Source organism: Streptomyces sp. NPDC006134 (assembly GCF_040628835.1).
Taxonomy (GTDB): Bacteria; Actinomycetota; Actinomycetes; order Streptomycetales; family Streptomycetaceae; genus Streptomyces.
In genome coordinates, this window is sequence record NZ_JBEXTV010000077.1 from 1 (window position 1) to 16,678 (window position 16,678).

A 16,678-nucleotide genomic window follows, 5' to 3' on the forward strand; every position below is an offset into this window, starting at 1 on the left:
CCTTCGGCCGCTCCGGCCCGGGCTGCGGATGTTCCTGCTCCGGTCCGGGCCGCGGGTGTTCCCGCTCGGGCCGCGCGGCGGGTACGGGCGCCGGGTGTCCAACCAGGCCGTCGGCGACCGCCTCCACCTCACCGAAGGCACCATCAAGTCCCACCTGGCCCGCATCTACGCCAAACTCGGCGTCGACTCCCGCACCGCCGCCGTCGCCACCGCCACCGGCCTCGGCCTCATCCGCCGCTGACCGGCGTCCCCCAGTCGTCGGCACACGGGCCTGCATCCTCACCGCCGGCCCACGACACCGACCGAGGCGAGGGCGAGTACGTCCTCGGCACGGGCGGACCGGCCCTCACCGAGGTGCCGGTCCTGCGCTGACGCCGGGCGCGGCCGGGACGGCCTGCGGCGCGGGTGAGGGTGGGGCCGATCCGGCCGCGCGGCGGGACGAGGGGTGGCAGGCTGGGCGCAGGAGTTCCGGCGGGCGTGGGAGGAGCGCGAGCGAAGGCGGCAGCGGCCGGCTGTGGCGGCCAGAGCGGGCCGGTGGTGTGTCTGCTGGTCGGGCTGACGGGGCCGGGCAAGACCACGTACGCCGGGCGGTGGCCGGAGCCGGCCGGGGCGGGGCGGCTGTCGGTGGACGAGCGGGTGCGTGCTCGGCACGGCCGCTGCGGCGTGGACTACCCGGAGAGGGACTGCTTCGCGCTGGAGGCCCCGGTGGTCGTCGGGGTCCGCGAGGAACTGGCCGAGCGGGTGGGGCCGGGCAGGACGACGTGCCGGACCACGGGTTGTGGTCGCGGGCCGCCCGCAACGAGTGGAAGAAGCTCGTCGAGCGGGCGGGCGGTGGCGGCTGCTGTACTTTCCCCGTCCCGCGCGAGGAGCTGCTGCGGCGCCTCGCCGAGCGCAACGGACGCCAGGACGCCAACGCGCTGACCGTGACCGAGCCGGCGCCGGACGACTTCTACGCCCGGTTCGAGCCTCCTCACGACGAGGGCGGCGCCTCCTCACGACGAGGGCGAGGAGATCATCGAGCCCGGCTCCTTCTGATCCACTGCGACCGTCGGAGGCCGCCACGTGGCGACCAGCCGGGTGGCCTCCGCCGCCCACCGGCCCAAGAGCGCCGTCAGCGAGACGGGCCGCAGGTTCGGGCGCGGGGAGTCGACGGCGGTCCGGCCGCCGTGCCGCGCATGCCGGACGCGCGATCGGTGCGGTGCAGAACGGCGCAGGCCGGGAACAGGTGAGGCGATGCGTCGACACCGATCGGAGAACCATGCCGCACGGCGAAGGACACGACAGCCCCGCCTCGTTCCTGCCCCTGCTGCGGACTTCAGCCGGCCGGCTGCTCGCGACCGCGGCGAAGCTGTCGGACGAGGACGTGCGGGCGCCCTCCCTGCTGCCCGGCTGGAGCCGCGCCCATGTACTGACGCACCTGGCCCGCAGTGCCGACTCCCGCCACCGGTTGCTCGTCTCCGCCCGCTCGGACGCCGACCTTCCGCAGTACGCCGACGAAGGCCGGCGCGCGCAGGAGATCGAGGAGGGCGCCGGCCGGTCCGCCGCCGTCCTCCTCGACGACCTGGACAGCTCGCTGCACCGCTTCCTGACCGCGGTCGGTGAGCACCCCGACGGCGCCTGGGAGGTGCCGGTGCGCTGGCTCGGCGGCGGCCTGCGCCCGGCGCGCGGCGCCGTCGGGAGCATGCTGCGCGAGGTGGAGGTGCACCACACCGACCTGGCCACCGGTCACGGCCCGGCGGACTGGCCCGCGTTCTTCGTCGCCCGCGAGCTGGAGACGACCGTGAGGAAGCTGTGCGAGGACCCCGATGCCCCGCCCATGGCCCTGTGCGCCGACGAGGACCGGGTCCTGCGGGTCGTCGGGGACGGGCCGGGGCCGCGGGTGACGGGGCCGGCGGCGGAGCTGCTGGGCTGGCTCACCGGGCGGACCGACGGCAGGGCGCTGACCGTACGGCCGTCCGGCCCCCTGCCCACGCCACCGCCCTGGCGGAGCTGACCGGTCGCCCGCCCCGGCCTGCGTTCCTCGGCGGGTGCGGTTCCAGCCGGGCCCACTCCGCATCTGCCGGATCACCCCGCCCCACACGGGACGGAACGATTCACCAGCCAGCCTGTCACGCGACCCCTCGGACAGGCCCTAGCGACCCAGGGCTTCGACCGCCACGGTGGCGGCCTTGGCGAGCAGGGCGTCGCGGCGGTCGGCGCCCTGCTTGCCGCGAGTGGACATGACCGCCATGACAATGGGGTTGCCGCCGTCGTCCGGCCACACCACGGCGATGTTGTTGCGTCCCCCGTATCCGGCGGAGCCGCTCTTGTCCGCCACCTCCCAGTCGTCGGGAACACCCGCTCTGATGAGAGTGCGGCCGGTCACGTTCGTCGTCATCCACTGCCTGAGAAGCTCGCGTTCGTCCCGCTTCAAGGCGTCACCGAGCAGGAACGCCCGCAGGCTGCCCGCCATCGCGCGCGGTGTGCTCGTGTCGCGGATGTCGCCCGGTACGCCGTCGCTCATCTCCGGCTCGTACCGGTCCATCTCGGTGACGTCGTCGCCGAACTCCTCCAGCACCTTCTCCAGACCGTCGGGGCCGCCGAGCTCGTCGAGGAGCAGATTGACCGCCGTGTTGTCGCTGTACCAGAGGGTGGCGGCGCACAGCCCCCGCAGACTCATGCCGGTCCTGACGAAGTTCTCGGACACGGGCGAGTCCGCGACCACGTCGTCCCGCGAGTACGTGACCACCTTGTCGATGCCGCCCGTCCCGTACTTCCGCAGGACGGCGCCCGCCGCCAGCGCCTTGAACGTGGAGGCGTACGCGAACCGGTCGTCCGCCCGGTAGCCGACCGACCGGCCCGTGCCGGTGTCCAGGGCGTAGACGCCGAGCCGCGCGTCGAACTCTCGCTCCAGTGCCCGGAACTCGGGAGCGGTGGGCTTCGTGGCCGCGACCGGCGATGCCGGCCGCGTCGCGGCGGCCGGTGAGCCGGGACCGGACCCGGCCTGCTGACCGCACGCCGGAAGCGCGGCGAGCACGAGCAAGCCGGCCGCCGCCCAGGCGGCGCCCCGGTGGATGCGAAGCGGGTGCGTCATGGAATGGACCTCCAAGCCGTCGAAGGACACATGGGCCGCGCGAGCCCGGGGAGAGCCCCGGGTCGCGACCACCACTCTCCGGCCAGTGGGCCGCCGAGGTCCAAGACTCGGACGTTCGGCTCCATGCTGTTTTGGCATAGTGGGGCGCGTGGATCTTGTTGCGGCATGCCGGGCGTTCGTCAGCGTGAGTGAGCACGGTAGTTTCACGGTGGGCGCGGCAGCGGCCCGGACGGCCCAGTCCGTCGTGAGCCGCCGCATCGCCGCGCTGGAGCAACGCCTCGGCGAGCGGCTGCTGGAGCGGTCGTCGCGGGCGGTGACGCTGACACCGTTCGGCCGGGACATGCTGCCGACGGCGAGGCAACTCGTGCGGCTGGCCGACCGGTTCGAGCACGAGGCGGAGGCCGCGCGGCGCCGGCCGCTGCGGCTCGCCGTTCCCGTCATCTGTCCCACCGGAGCCCTCGCCCGCCTCATCGCGGAGGCGCACGGCCATGGAGTTCTCCTCGACCCGTGTCCCGCCGGGCCCGCGGAGCGGTCCGACCTCGTCACGTCCCGGCAGGTGCGTGCGGCGCTGCTCGCTGTGGCTCCCACCGAGGCGGCCTGGACGGTGCCGCTGGGACTGGCGGTCGCGGACGCCCCGCAAGGGCCGGTCTACCTGGACACCTTGCGCCCCGGCCGGGCCGACCGCGACCGGCGGCCGCGACGCGTGCTGCTTCAACCGGAGGACGACGTGCCGCATGTCCGGGACCGTCTCACCCGCCTGCGCGACGCCGTCGGGCTGCGCCCGGCCCAACTGGCCGTCGTACCCGCCGTGGCCACCGCCGCGGCGGACGTGCTGAGCCGGGGCGACGCACTGCTGTGCTCGGCGGCGCAGGCCCGCGAACTCCGCCTCCACTGGCGGCCCGTCGGCGAACTCGGCCCCGGCTTCGCACGGGGTTTCTCCCTGGCCGTGGCGGACGAGACGGACGCCGACGCGGTCCGCGTACGCCAGGCCTGCGCGCACGGCATCGCCCGGTGCCTCGGTGCCACGGAGCACTCGGAGGCAACCGCATGACCACGCATACCGAGAGGCTGCTCGGGGAGCTCCGCCGGACGCTGCGCGACGGCGGGCTGTACGGCTCGTTCCTCGTCCGGGACCTGGAGACGGACGACGAGATCGGTATCGACCCCGACATCGAGTTACCCGTCGCGTCCCTCGTGAAGATCCCGCTCGCCCTGGTGACACTGGAACGCATCCGGCGCGGCGAACTCGACGGCGCCGCGGTGATCGAGGTTCCGCCCGGGCGGATCACCACCCCCGGTCCGACCGGACTCAGCCGGTTCCGGCACACCGCCCACATCGCCGTGGAGGACCTGCTCTACCTCAGCACCTGCATCAGCGACAACAGCGCCGCCGACGCCCTCTTCGCCCTCACCCCGCCCGACCGGGTCGGGGCGGTCCTGCACGAGTTCGGGCTGCGCGGCATCACTGTCCGGCACACCATGCGGGAGCTGATGGAAACCCCGGTGGAGCGTTTCGACCCGGCGGACGTGCACCTCGCGCACGCCCTCGCGATCGACGCCGGCACCCCGGGGCGCGGCCACCGGGTGCCGCAACTCGACATCTCACGCGCCAACACCGGCACGGCACGGGCCTTCGTCGACCTCCTGCAGGCGCTGTGGCGGTCACGGCCCGGCACCGAGGGCGCCGAGCCCTCGGTGATCCACCCCGACGTCGCGGCACGGGTGCGCGACTTCATGGCCAACAACCTCGTACGCAACCGCCTCGCCCCGGACTTCGACTCCGACGCCTCCACCTGGTCGTCCAAGACCGGCATGCTGCTCAACCTGCGCCACGAGGTCGGCGTCGTCGAACACGCCGACGGCCGGACCTATGCCGTGGCCGTCCTGACCGAGTCGCGGGTGGCCGCCGGCAGACAGCCGGGCGCCGACGCCCTCATGGGCCAGGTGGCCCGGCGCCTGCGTGACGAGCTCCGTTCGAGACGAATCTAGTGCCGTGGCAGGCACCGTCTGCCCGTCGGGGAGCGGCGTCCGGTACGTGCTCCGGGGTCCCCCCGGCCGAAGGCTGGGGGGACCGGCCGGAAGTCCTCGTCCTGGACGTACTCGGGCTTTCGGCCGGTACGGCGAGAATGCGTGCCGGGCGTCGCGACGGGCGAACGTTGCCTGGTGCGGCGCTGGGACCAGCGCCCGATGGCACACAGTCACTTGATTCCCAAGACGTCATTTCCGTTGGTGAGACTGCGGTGACATATGAGGGTCGCGGCGATGGCGGTGAAGGCGAGGACGAGCAACAGTCACGCTGCGTACGCAACCACGAGAAGCGGACCAGAGCCCGTCCTGACCTACGCGGCCACACCGGGCCGGCCACCACCCGGTACGCCAACACCCCCCCGCCGAGCGTCAAGTTCGGCCCTTCCGCTGCCCGTCCATGAGCCCGTTAGGGTGGCCCGGTGACCGACGCGAGCATGGACAGAGTGAACCGCTTCCGGGCCGAGGCGGTATCCCGGGGTCTGCCGTCGGAGGAGGTGGAGGAATGGATACGTGTCGCCCGTCCGGCGGTGTACTTGGCGGAGGGCGGTGACGGACCCCTCGTGGCCCGGGTCGGCGGCGACCCCCTGCTGCCGCACGGCGCGCCGAGGCCGTCCGCTCCCTTCGTGGCCTCCGTCGACCTCGCGGCTCTCCCGCCGGACGCCACAGGCCTCCCGCTCCCCGCCGACGGCCACCTGCTCCTCTTCTCCGGCACCGATGTGCACGGCATCGGGGGACAGGTGTCCGACGCGGTGCTGTACGTCCCCGCCGGGACCCCGACAGTCCCGAGCCCCCTCGCACACAGCTGGCGCGAGCCGTACCGGCCGCGTGAGCTCCGCACGGTCTGGCACCAGCCGAGCGCGCAGATGCCGGAGAGCTTCGCCCTCGACAGATGGGGCGACTTCCCCGAGGACGAGCAGTTCGAACTCGCCGACGAACTCGACAACGCCTGGGCACACGGGGGCGGCTACCGCCCTTCCTGGGCCTTGCAGATCGGCGGCCATCCGGTCTCGCCCCAGAACGACCCCGTCCACTACGCCCGTGATCCCGAGGAGGCCGGTCTCTCCGAGCAGGGCGGCACGGCTCACGGAGAGGGCGCCGACGACTGGGCTCTCCTGGCCACCTGGAGGTGCGGCGACGACGTCACGGAACTGGACTCCGGCGTGGCCCACTGGGTGGTCCGCCGCCGGGACGTGGCGGCCCGGCGCTTCGACCGGGTCCACCGCTACGTCGAAATGGTCTGACCGCGCGGAGCGGGGACGGCCGGCTCCACGACGCTCATCGGCTGCCCTCCCACCACGCCCACCCGGCCCGTGTCGTCAGCATGGCGATCGTTCTGCCCGGGAACCCACTGCCGTCCCCGCCCCCCGGCCCAGCCGCCCGTGGGAGGGATACGGCCGTAGGCCCGTAGGGCGCTGCCCACGCCCTGGTGGGCTGTGCCGGGTTTCCCGGGCAGCGCCCACGACCGCAGGGAGGCGGGCGGTTCACCGGCCACCGGATCGCGGGGCCGGTCCGGTGGCCGGGAACGCGGGGTTCGCCCGCCGCCTCCCGTGGTCCGGGCGGAGGGCTCAGCGGAGCAGCAGGTCGCGGATCACCTCGGTGATCTCGTCGGGCGCCTCCTCGGCCATGAAGTGCCCCGCGCCGGTCAGCCGGTGGTCCAGGTCCGGCGCCCACGCGTGCCAGACCGCGGCGGCGTCGTAGCCCAGTCGCGCGCCCCAGTCCTGCTGGACGACCGTCACGGGCATGGCCAGCTGGGAACCGGCGTCCTGGTCCGCCTGGTCGTGTGCGACGTCGATGCCCGCCGAGGCCCGGTAGTCCGCGACGATCGACGGCACGGCCGCGGCGCTCGCCCGCAGGTACGCGGACCGGACCGGTTCCGGCATGGCGGCCGGGTCACTGGCCCAGGCGTCGAGGAAGGAGCCGAAGAAGGCGTCGGCACTGTTGGCGATCATCGTCTCCGGCAGCCCCGGCGGCTGCGCCATGAGGAACAGGTGGTAGCCGACCGCCGCCGGGACACCGTGCAGGACGTTCCACATGTCCAGGGTCGGCACGACGTCGAGGATGCCCAGGTGCGTGAGGGTCTCGGGGTGGTCCAGTCCCGCCCGGAAGGCGACCAGGGCGCCCCGGTCGTGGCCGACCAGGGCGAAGCGCTCATGGCCGAGCGCCGCCGCCAGGGCGACGACATCGGCGGCCATGGTGCGCTTGGAATACACCTCAGGGCCGGTGGCCGCCGGCTTGTCGCTGGCGCCGTAGCCGCGCAGGTCGGGACAGATCACCGTGTGCTCGCCGGCGAGCCGCTCGGCGACGTGCCGCCACATCAGGTGGGTCTGGGGGAAGCCGTGCAGCAGCACGACCGGGCTGCCGCTGCCGCCGACGGCTGCGGCCAGCTCCACTCCGTCGGCGACGGGCAGACGGACGTGGCCGAAGCCGGGGACGGTGAGAGTCATGGAAGGCCCCTTCCTGGGGTCGGGGGACCGGCGAAAGCCTTGGTCCGAGGAGTGACGGGATCAGCGTGGGCGACGGCGATCAGCAGCCGATCAGTACGCTTCGTCGTCGCGGATCCGCGGCACGGAAGATGGAGGGCATGCGAATCGACGTACTCGGTGCCGTGCGGGCCCTCCACGACGACGGCACCCCGGTCGACCTGGGCGGACCCCGCCACCGCGAGGTGCTCGCCCGGCTCGTCGCCGCCGGGGGACGGATGGTCCCCACCGACACCCTCGTGGACGACCTGTGGGCCGAGCCGCCGGTGCGCGCCGTGGGCGCGTTGCGTACGTTCGTCGCCGCGCTGCGCCGCGCCGTCGAACCCGGCCGGCCACCCCGCACCCCGCCGCGCGTCCTCGTCACGGAAGGCCCCGGCTACGCGCTGCGCCTGCCGCGCGACACCGTGGACGTCCACCGGTTCGAGGACGCCCTGGCCCGCGCCCGGCGCACACCCGATGCCCTGACCGGCCTCGACGCGGCCCTCGCGGCCTGGCGCGGCCCCGCCTACGCCGACGTGACCGGCTCCGCGTGGGTCCAGCGCGAACGGGCCCGGCTGGAGGAGCTGAGGCTGGAGGGGGTGGAACTGCGCGCCCGCCTCCTCCTCGACTCCGGTTCAGGAGCCGAGCTGGTCGCCGAACTGGGCGCCCACGTCACCGCACACCCCTGGCGTGAGCCGGCCTGGGGGCTGCTGGCCCGCGCACTGCACCGGGCAGGCCGCCGGGCGGACGCGCTGGCCACCCTGCGCCGCGCCCGCACGATGCTCGCGGACCAGCTCGGGCTCGACCCCGGTGCCGACCTCCGGCGCCTGGAGACGGACATTCTCCGCGGAGCCACGACGCTCCAGCCCCCGCGTACCGTGTGGACCGCAGGCGTACGACTCGGACCGCGCACCACCGTGGAACTGGCGCGCACCCTGGCCCTGGCGGGTGGTGACGCCCTCATCCACTCGCGGCGCGACCGCCTCGCCGCCGTCCAGGCGGCGGAGCGCACCGGAGACATCGCCCTGACCGCCCGCGTCATCGGCGCCTACGACGTGCCCGCCCTCTGGAGCCGGGCCGACGATCCCGGTCAGTCCCGTGCCGTCGTCGCGGCGGCCGAGCGCACGCTCACCGCGCTCGGCACCGACGGCCCCGCCGAACTGCGCGCCCGCCTGCTGGCCACCGTCGCGGTCGAGAGCCGCAGCGCCGATCTGTCCGCAATCGAACGGAGGCGCACCGGGCAAGCGGCGCGCGAAGCCGAGGCGCTGGCCCGGGAGCTGGGCGATCCCGCCCTGCTGCTGTTCGCCCTCAACGGCATGTTCCTCCAGTCCTTCACCCGGCCCGGGCTCGCGGCGGCACGGGACGCGATCGGCTCCGAGATCCTCGGCCTGGCCACCCGGCACAAGCTGCCGCACTTCGTCGTGCTCGGCCGGCTCATCCGCCTGCAATCCGCCTCCGCTCTCGGCGACCTCGACGCCGCGACCACACACGCCGAGGCCGCCGAGCAGCTCGCCGTCAGCACCGAGGCCTCTCTTGTCCCCGTACTCACCGGCTGGTTCCGAGCCCGGGTCACGGCCGCCCGCAGCACCGAACCGGGCGGACCGGCCGCCGCCACGGCCGCGGCGCACTACCGCGCCGCCGAAGACGCCCTCGCCGAAACAGCGGGCATGCCGGGGCTGCACCGGGGCCTGTTCGCCCTCGCCCTCCTGGGCCTACGTCTCCTGCACGGCCGTCCCGCACCCACCGACCCCGCCCTCGACTGGGGGCCGTACCGCCCCTGGACGCACCCTTTGGAGCTGCTCGCCCGGAACCGGGCCGAGGAGGCCCGTACCGCCCTGACCACGACGCCCGAACCACCCCTCGATCACATGCAGGAGGCACTCTGGTGCCTGACCGCCCACGCCGCCGCCCTCCTCGGCGAGCGCCCGGTCGCCGCCCGCGCGGCAACGGCCCTGCGCGCCGCCCGCACCGAACACGCGGGCGGGGCGAGCGGGATGCTGACGCTGGGGCCGGTGGCGCGGTACCTGGCGGAGGCGGAGGCATGTGCCGACAAGAGATGACCGACACCGTCCGCGGCCCCGCTCCCCGACCGGACCAGCCTGCGCGAGCGACTCCAGGAAGTTCGGCTCCTGGTCGAGCGACTTCACGAGCGAGTGGCACCAGCGGTACCGCGGGCCCGGCGTGATGGTCTGCCGGCACGTCGAGAAGAAGCCGCCGAGGCCGAGCCGGCCGGAGTCTCGCGCGGTCCTCGCGTGAACGGTCCTTCGCGCGAGCACGATCGATCACGGGTGCCGGGCCCCGCCGAACCCGGATCCGTTCCCAGAACTCGTTCTCCCCCAAAAATCGCCCAAACCGGCGCAGGGTCCTGCTGGTTCGCACACCCCACGGCACAAGCCCGGCAAGCCCCGGCCGGCTGGTGCGGGGTGACCGCTCCCCCACGGTCACCTTCGTGCGTGGATGAGCCGGGAAACGGGCTCAACCGGCTCATGCGGGACGTCGGCCGTGGCACGATACGGGGCCGGGCGAGGCTCCTCGGACGATGCGTGGTGTGTGGAGAACACCACCGCGCAGCCGCCCCGGAGCGCCGAGCCGACGCTCGTCCGGCGGCAGTCGCCGACCGGGCGACTCGTACTTACCAGACGGGTTCCACGTCGGTTCCGAAGCCTCCGCCGGCCGGGCGCTTTTCGAAGTGGAGATGGGGACCCGTGGCTTTACCGGTGGACCCGGCACTCCCGATCTTCTGGCCCGCCCGCACCGAACCTCCGGTGACCGTCCGCTCGGAGAGGTGGCAGTACCAGAAGTCGAACCCGCCTGCGCGCAGCACGAGGAACTTGCCGAAGCTCGTGTCCAGTCCGCTGCGGACTATGGAACCGCTGCGCACCGCGACACACGGCGTGCCCGTCGGAGCGGCGTAGTCCACGCCGGTGTGGTAACCCAGGATCCAGCGAGGTCCCTTCTTCCGGTAGGGGGTCGTGACGCCGTGTCCCGGTACGGGGGACGCGACGCGGGCGCCCGTGGGTGTGGGCGTCGTCGTGGCCGGAACACGGAGCCGCTCCCAGGACGTCTTGCCGGGAATGCCGTTGGCCTCAGCTCCTTCGAATCCCAGCTTGCGCTGCCAGGCGGCGTACGACTGCTGATCGACCTCGGTCCACTCGGGACCGGGACCTGTCCGGTACTTCCCGCACCCTTCCGCCACCAGGCGTTTGCCCATCGCGGCGATCACGGGACTGCGTTGTCCTTTGTGGAAGAACCCCGCTCCGGGGAAGGGCGCCAGCGCAGGCATGCCCCTCCCTCCTTTCAGTAGGGGGCCGGATCACGATGCGGATTCGCCTGTTGAACACGCGAGATGTCGCCGTACCGGCGCCAGATGTAGTTGATGGCCGCCGCGATATTCGCCACCGGGTCGTAGATCCGGTCCGATGTGCCCGCCTGGTGGTTCTCGGCGAACGTGTCGGGAATCACCTGGGCGTAGCCGCGTGAGCAGTTGAGCTTGGCGCCGTCCGATTGCACCGGGCCTGTGGCATTCACGTCGTTCCGGTTCACGGCGTTCGGCTTGAAGGACGACTCACGGAACATGAGAGTCAGCAGATTCGCTCCGTTGCCGACCCCCGTGACCCAGCTTTCCGGCGCCCCGGTCCTGTCACACGCCTCCTCGGCAAACGCCCGGGCCGTGGTCTCGTCGACGGGGATTCCCGAGTTCGTTGAAAAGCGCACTGAACTCTTGGGGATGGCCCCGGGATGACGGCAGTCCACGACGAATCCGGCTCTGGCGCCCAGCTTCACCAGGGAGGAGCAGCCGGGGAATCCATCGGCGGCCGATCCGGTGAGTCCCAGCATGCGCTGCCAGGCCGCGTAGGCAGTTCGTGTCTGCTCGCCGAAGAATCCGGTGGCGCCCGCGGGGATACCGATTCCGACTGCGATGAGCGCGGCTTGGGTGGCCTTCACGTCTTCGTTGCGCTTGCCGAACCGCACGTTGGAAAGAGCAACCATCGTGCCTCCTCGATCAATGGAGGCCTATAAGGAGTGAGCCCGCTGGTCCGCCGTGGCAGTGCCCTGTCCTGAAGCGGCCCACCTTCCGCAGCGCACCGCTCACCGTCACAGCCGTATTTCCATCATGCGCCCGCTGAGGGCCGTGCGCAAACACGGCGAACGGACCCGTTCCGCAGGGATCGATCCGGCATACCGGCTGCCGTTCGGTTGCTTTTTCCTTTCCGACCTTTTCCAGCTTTACCCAGAAGTAATCACCCTTTTATCCGCGGAAATGCTCTCCGCGCTGCCCGGGTCGTCACAGACCGACACGGGGGACGCCGAGCCTGTCCCAGCTGAACCGGCCGGGCCTGCCGTCGGCAGAGGCCCCCTGAAGGCCGAGCTTCTGCTGCCACGCGGCGTAGGACCGCACATCACCCGGCCCCCACACGTCGATGCCGGTGCTGGACGTGTAACGGTCGCAGTCCTCGGCGATCAGCCGGCCGCGCATCGCCGCGATCACCGGCGATCTGCGTCCCGGCTGGAAGAACGACACCCCGGGGAACGGCTCGAACCGGCGCTCACCAGGGGGAGGTTCAGGCCGCGGCGCGAACTCCGGCCAGGAACCGGGGTCGACGTGGTCGTTCTCCGGTACGTGGGCGTGGGCGTACCACCCGCCCCGCGACGTCCATATGCCGACCGGACACGTATTCCGCGACAGGGCGGCCGGACGGCCCATGGGCCAGACGTCCGGCACGCCCCAGGACCTGATCCATGCGTTGAGGTCGTCCCAGCCCTCGCACGGGGTGTCGACCAGCCGGCCGAACACCTGGCCGCCGACACGGCAGTGCGGAAAGAACAGGGCCTCGATCTGGATGACGACTTTGCCGGCCCGGTTGGTGCGCACCCCGCCCGCCGCGTCGAACAGGGCTTTGCTGCGGGAAGTGGCGGGGAAGAACTGGGCGAACGCCCCCGTGAAGGGATCCCAGAGGATGTGCGGGGCCCGCCCTTTCCCGCTGCCGGTGAAGAAACTCTTGAGATTCGCAAAGGGCACGAGATCAAGGGGAGCCGCGGCCGTGGCCCGCCTGTCCGCCGTGATGTGCGCGATCGCCTTTGCGGGAAACGCGGGGTCACACGGCGCATGATCCCCCACGTCCATCTTGAACGCCTGAGGCATCCACGGATCGGGCATTGTGAGATCACTTCCTCGATGCACTTTCCCCGCATTCCACGATCGACCCGATGCGGGTTCGCGGCAAACGGGCAATGCCAGGTGCACGGACTGCGGTGCGGGCGCGTCCAGATGGAGAGGCAGCGTGTTGGTCGTGTTCCGCCACGGCGTACCGAATGCGGATCGGTCGGCAGAGCCTCACGTGGGTGCCGTTCGCGGCGACCCTCAGTAGTTCGATCCGGAGTGGTGCGCGCCGGTGAAGCGGCCGGTGCGCGGGTTGTGGTGCACCGTCCACTGGACGCCCGCGCTGTCCACCACGTACCAGGTCTTGGTGAAGCCCTGGGCGCGCAGAGCCGGATTCTCGGTCTCCACCTTGCCGACCACCTGGGCCCGCCCTTCGACCTGGCCGATCGCCGCCTCGGGTGTGGGATACAGCTCCGCCGGCCTGTTTCTCGGGGTCGTGGTTGCCGCTGCCTGCTGTTTCCGGAGGGCGTCCTGTGCCTGCTGCCACTTCTCGTCGTCGGTGAGCTCCCGCGGCGGTGCGGGCCCGCCGCTCCCGGATCCGGGCCCGGAGGTGCCGGCGGCCTTGACGGGAGGGGCCCCGGTCGCCGCGGGCAGCGGGGTCCTGGGGCCCGGTGTTCCTGGTTTCGTGGTGTACGTGGTGGGCGGCCGGGGCTCGTAGCGGCGGGTCCCGGGAGCCGGTTTCACGAGGCCTTGGGAGGCCGAGCCCGGCCGGGTGCCGGACAGCCCTCCGGCCATTCCGGAGAGGAAGGCGTCTCTCACGGCCTGTTGGCCGGCTTCCTTCGCCCGGTCCACCTGGGACGCACGGCCGACCCGGCCCTCGGTGACGAAGGCGTTCCTGTAGGGATCGGGGACGGGCACCTCGTCGATGACGACAGGCTCCGACGTGTCCCTCTCGGGGAGCCGCAGCGTGCCGTTCCTCACGAGCTCCGCCTCCAGCTCGCGGGGCGTGATGTCGAGGGGACCGCGGCCGAGACCGAGGACGAGTTCAGCGAAGCTCTTGCCGGTCAGCCGTTCGAGCTCGCTGCGGATCCCGGCGTCGGTCCGGCCGTCCGGCCCGGGCTTCTCCTGGCGTGCGACGACGGAGCGGCCGGAGGCGTCGTACTGCACGACATGGGCGAGCTCGTGAGCCAGCAGCTGCCGGCCGGCCGGGCCGTGCACGGGTTCCCCCTCGGCCGACGACGACGTCCCGCCCGTAGGTGTACGCGCGCGCATCCAGGGCCCGCGCCATCCGGGCGGCCTCCTGTCCGCTGTGCAGGCGTACGCCGCGGAAGTCGTGGCCGAAGGCCGATTCCATCTCGGCGCGTATGGGTGCGGGCAGGGGCCGCCCGGGGCTTTCCGGCACGGCTCCGGCCGCGGAGGAGGGGCGTTCCTCAGGGTGTCGGGCGGAGCGCTCGGCCGGTTGCCACCGGCCTGCTGCGCCGGACCGGTCGGCGGCGGCCAGGGCGCGGTCGGCGAGCACGTCGGCCGCCTGCTCGACGGGGCTGCCACGCCCGGTGACGGCCTGGGTACGCGGGGGTGGCGCGGTCTGCAGGGCTTGGCCGGAGGGCCTTTCCCGGTGCGTGCGAAGGAAAGTGTTCATCACGGCGGCTTTCCGGTGCCGGGACCGTCGGTGCTCAGGAGGCGAGGCGGCTGCCGATGGAGTGGGCCGCGTCGGCGTGGGCGAGGTACTCGGCGATGTTGTGGGACCGTTCGCGGGCGTTGAGGACGGCCAGGTCGGTGGGTGCGACCGTCGGCCCGGATCCCCAGTCGTCGGCCAGCGGGCATCCGATGGCCACCGCGTCGGTCGGGCACCACACGTTGAGCCAGTCCGTCACCTTCTCCGGGGCCCGCGGTCCGCCGCAGAGCAGCCGGCCGTACGCGCTGTCCATGCCGAGCGGGCTGCCCGCGGTGGTCAGGTGGACGGCCTCGATACCGGGCGGCAGCCGGGTGAGGAGGTCCATGCCGACGATCGTGCCCAGGCTGTGGCTGACCAGGACGATCTCGCCGGTGTCGGGAACGGTTTCGAGCACGCAGCTCAGGACCTCGTCGCGGACGCGGCGGTCGTCGAGGTAGGTGGCCACGTCGCGGAAGATGAGGGAGATGGTCCAGGTGTCGAGGTCGCTCCTGGCGGCCAGCCAGCCCAGGCGCCGCATCAGGGCTCCGACGGCCGGGTCCAGGCCGATCCGCTCGGGGCCCGGCTGCGTGGGGGACGGTAGGTGCCAGGTCGTGGCTGCCTCGGTGAGGAGTTCTTCGTAGACGGCCCGGGCGGTGGGGGCGGTGGGGACGGCGGCGGCCGGGGTGACGGGGTCATCGGTGTCGAGGGGGGCGGCCAGGGGGATCGCCTCGTGTTCTGCCAGGGCGTCCATCAGCCGGTTGCCGTAGAACGGGAACCAGATGTCGGCGGGGTCGACGGGAGGCTGTCCGGCCCGGAGCAGGCCCTGGTTGAGTCCGGCCGCCCAGTCGCGGCGCAGGAGTTCGGGGTCCTTGCCCTGCTGGGAGCGGCCGTGCAGGAAGAGGAGGTGGCGGCGGCCGCCGAACGCGCCGTCGCGGGCCCGCAGGCCCGTGCGGGCGGGTGCCGCCTCGGTGGTGACCCGTGCGGGGACGGAAGCCGGTGCCGGGACGGGGGCCGGTCCGCTGGTGTCCGTGGCCGTCGGGGAGGTCGTGGGCGGCGGGTTGCTGGCGGTGGTGGTGTCCAGTCCGGATTCGGGGCCCATCTCGGCGAGCAGTGCCCGTTGTGCGGGGGTGACGGGCAGGGAGGCGAGGTGCCGCAGGATCGAGCTGATGCGCACTCCCTCGTTGGACGTCCAGTCGACGGCGTCCTGGCCGTCGCCGGGCTGCCACACCTGTCCGTCGCGGCGCAGGACGCGGCCCTGCCCGTCGGTCTTCGGCACGCCGCTGTGGTGGAGCGCCACGACCTCCCACTGGTCGTTGAAGACGGGGGATCCGGAGTTGCCGGGTTCGGTGTCGGTCCGGTACTGGGCGAAGTCGTCGAGGCGTGCTTCGAGGGCGTTGTCCCGTACGGCGATCTCCTTGAGGCGTCCCATGGGGTGGCCGATGACGTTGACGGGTTCGCCGATGACCAGTTTGCCGAGGCGGGCGCTGAGCCGGTGCCAGCCGAACGTCTGTCCCGGCGGGGTGCCGTCCGGGCCGGGGGCGACCATGACGAGGGCGAAGTCGAGGCGTTTGTCGGCCAGGAACAGCGTGTCGGGGTCGAAGTCGAGCCGGACGGGCAGCTGGGGGGTGTTGTCGACGGTGACCTGGGCGTCGAATTCGAGGAAGCACGTGCGTGCGGTGTCCGCGTCGGGCAGGACGTGGTGGTTGGTCATCAGCAGGCTGGGGGAGACGAGGAAGCCGGTTCCGACCGGGAGTGCGCGGCCGCGCTCGCAGACGGAGATCCGGGCGACGCTGCGGGCGGCGCGTGCGCCGCGGGGCAGGAAGCTCCATGCCTGCAGCTCCTTGGAGACGCCGAGGATCCGTTCGAAGGCGGCGGATGTGTCCAGGGGTTCGGAGCGGACGGCTTCCACGACCATGGCGGCGGGTACGGCCTGCCGCTCGAGCAGGCGGGCGACGCGGGCGGCGAGCGCTTCGGGCGAGTCGGGGAAGGGGACCCCGGCCTCGAGCTGCCGGCGTGTCTGCCGGCGCCGTTCGCTGGTCTCCTCGTAGCGGGTGGCGGCGGCGGCCGCCTGTCGCTGTTGTTCCTGGCGGGTTCTGTCCCTGACGCCCATGGCGGTTCACGGTCCTTCGGCGGCGTCGCCCCGGGGAGGGGGCGTGCGCCGTGGTGAGAGGGGAGGACATCGGCCGCCCGGTGCGTGCCTGGCGCGTCCGGTGCCGGCGGAGGCGGTGGGCGGCAGCACCGGGCCGGTGCGGGTGGTGCCGGCTGTCGCCCGGTTCCCGGTTCCGGGGGTCCGCCGCGGCGGTCCTCGTGTGTTGTGCCGCGTGGCCTTCGTGAGGGGAGACCGCGCCGCCGGGGCAGGAGCG

The 16,678-nt window shown here is 72.9% G+C and carries 14 protein-coding genes and 2 pseudogenes; 7 read left to right on the plus strand and 9 right to left on the minus strand.

Annotated features, from left to right (window positions below; translation table 11 throughout):
- On the plus strand, nt 1–241 hold a 241-nt coding region (locus ABZ340_RS33070), incomplete at its 5' end, for a LuxR C-terminal-related transcriptional regulator (protein ID WP_358785576.1).
- A gap of 1,017 nt (nt 242–1,258) precedes the next feature.
- Nucleotides 1,259–1,993, plus strand: coding sequence for a maleylpyruvate isomerase family mycothiol-dependent enzyme (locus ABZ340_RS33075; protein ID WP_358785577.1), 735 nt, complete (start codon nt 1,259–1,261; stop codon nt 1,991–1,993).
- A 138-nt stretch (nt 1,994–2,131) separates the two neighbouring features.
- Here the strand turns inward: ABZ340_RS33075 and bla are convergent, their stop codons facing one another.
- A complete protein-coding gene (bla, locus tag ABZ340_RS33080) occupies nt 2,132–3,073 on the minus strand; it encodes a class A beta-lactamase (RefSeq protein ID WP_358785578.1) in 942 nt (313 codons plus the stop codon).
- Between the two features lie 148 nt (nt 3,074–3,221).
- On the opposite strand from bla, the gene ABZ340_RS33085 reads away from it, so the two are divergent.
- The 3 genes from ABZ340_RS33085 (at nt 3,222) to ABZ340_RS33095 (ending at nt 6,342) form a co-directional block, all read left to right on the plus strand.
- Complete coding sequence (locus ABZ340_RS33085; RefSeq protein WP_358785579.1) at nt 3,222–4,124, plus strand: LysR family transcriptional regulator; 903 nt, start codon at nt 3,222–3,224, stop codon at nt 4,122–4,124.
- A complete protein-coding gene (locus tag ABZ340_RS33090) occupies nt 4,121–5,062 on the plus strand; it encodes a serine hydrolase (protein ID WP_358785580.1) in 942 nt (313 codons plus the stop codon). The genes ABZ340_RS33085 and ABZ340_RS33090 overlap by 4 nt, the downstream gene beginning before the upstream one ends.
- Nucleotides 5,063–5,520: 458 nt before the next feature.
- The gene (locus tag ABZ340_RS33095) at nt 5,521–6,342 is read left to right on the plus strand and encodes a DUF1963 domain-containing protein (RefSeq protein WP_358785581.1); all 822 of its coding nucleotides are present in this window, start codon (nt 5,521–5,523) and stop codon (nt 6,340–6,342) included.
- Nucleotides 6,343–6,666: 324 nt separating this feature from the next.
- Here the strand turns inward: ABZ340_RS33095 and ABZ340_RS33100 are convergent, their stop codons facing one another.
- A complete protein-coding gene (locus tag ABZ340_RS33100) occupies nt 6,667–7,545 on the minus strand; it encodes an alpha/beta hydrolase (RefSeq protein WP_358785582.1) in 879 nt (292 codons plus the stop codon).
- A gap of 137 nt (nt 7,546–7,682) precedes the next feature.
- On the opposite strand from ABZ340_RS33100, the gene ABZ340_RS33105 reads away from it, so the two are divergent.
- Together ABZ340_RS33105 and ABZ340_RS33110 are read left to right on the plus strand one after the other, a co-directional pair.
- Nucleotides 7,683–9,620: an AfsR/SARP family transcriptional regulator gene (locus ABZ340_RS33105; RefSeq protein ID WP_358785583.1), complete on the plus strand. Its 1,938-nt coding sequence runs from the start codon at nt 7,683–7,685 to the stop codon at nt 9,618–9,620.
- Complete coding sequence (locus ABZ340_RS33110; protein ID WP_358785584.1) at nt 9,604–9,816, plus strand: Tn3 family transposase; 213 nt, start codon at nt 9,604–9,606, stop codon at nt 9,814–9,816. The genes ABZ340_RS33105 and ABZ340_RS33110 overlap by 17 nt, the downstream gene beginning before the upstream one ends.
- A gap of 376 nt (nt 9,817–10,192) precedes the next feature.
- On the opposite strand, the gene ABZ340_RS33115 is transcribed toward ABZ340_RS33110, so the two are convergent.
- The 7 genes and pseudogenes from ABZ340_RS33115 to ABZ340_RS33145 form a co-directional block, all read right to left on the minus strand.
- Nucleotides 10,193–10,480, minus strand: a complete 288-nt coding sequence (locus ABZ340_RS33115; protein ID WP_358785598.1) for a M23 family metallopeptidase — start codon at nt 10,478–10,480, stop codon at nt 10,193–10,195.
- A 111-nt stretch (nt 10,481–10,591) separates the two neighbouring features.
- Nucleotides 10,592–10,828 (minus strand): annotated as a pseudogene (locus tag ABZ340_RS33120) (peptidoglycan-binding protein); the annotation flags it as partial.
- 29 nt (nt 10,829–10,857) lie between these two features.
- Complete coding sequence (locus ABZ340_RS33125) at nt 10,858–11,550, minus strand: transglycosylase SLT domain-containing protein (protein ID WP_358785585.1); 693 nt, start codon at nt 11,548–11,550, stop codon at nt 10,858–10,860.
- Between the two features lie 295 nt (nt 11,551–11,845).
- Nucleotides 11,846–12,742: a peptidoglycan-binding protein gene (locus ABZ340_RS33130; RefSeq protein WP_358785586.1), complete on the minus strand. Its 897-nt coding sequence runs from the start codon at nt 12,740–12,742 to the stop codon at nt 11,846–11,848.
- A 180-nt stretch (nt 12,743–12,922) separates the two neighbouring features.
- Entirely contained in the window at nt 12,923–13,879 is a 957-nt protein-coding gene (locus tag ABZ340_RS33135) for a DUF4157 domain-containing protein (RefSeq protein ID WP_358785587.1), read from the minus strand.
- 58 nt (nt 13,880–13,937) lie between these two features.
- Nucleotides 13,938–14,300, minus strand: a pseudogene (locus ABZ340_RS33140) (DUF4157 domain-containing protein); the annotation flags it as partial.
- A 34-nt stretch (nt 14,301–14,334) separates the two neighbouring features.
- Complete coding sequence (locus ABZ340_RS33145) at nt 14,335–16,425, minus strand: serine protease (protein WP_358785588.1); 2,091 nt, start codon at nt 16,423–16,425, stop codon at nt 14,335–14,337.
- Nucleotides 16,426–16,678 lie beyond the last annotated feature (253 nt).